Source organism: Microbacterium sp. GbtcB4, from assembly GCF_019091465.1.
GTDB classification, from domain to species: domain Bacteria; phylum Actinomycetota; class Actinomycetes; order Actinomycetales; family Microbacteriaceae; genus Microbacterium; species Microbacterium paraoxydans.
The window spans coordinates 1-280 of record NZ_JAGXJJ010000080.1; the positions used below are offsets into that span (position 1 = coordinate 1).

1 pseudogene is annotated in these 280 nt (G+C 77.1%); it reads left to right on the forward strand.

The features are described 5' to 3' along the window. A pseudogene (locus KVS71_RS17355) lies at positions 1–280 on the forward strand (flagellar hook-associated protein FlgK); the annotation flags it as partial.

Below are 280 nucleotides of genomic sequence, written 5' to 3' on the forward strand. Positions count from 1 at the left end.
GGTGCTGAACGGCGTGCTCCGCGTGGCACTGGCCTCGGGGCGTTCAGCCAACGTGCTCACCGGCCGCCGCAACCTGCTCGCGGAGGACGTGGCCCGGCTCGCCGGCGCGACGGCGACGCTGGTGACGGACGGCACGCTCACGGTGCGCCTCGGCGGCAACGCCCTGGTCGCCGGCGGCGACGCGCGTCACCTCGCGCTGGCCGGCTCGGCCCCGATCGACGGTGCTCCCCGCGTCGGGGTCGCCTGGGAGTCGGGGCCGGATCTGCCCCTCGTCCTCGAC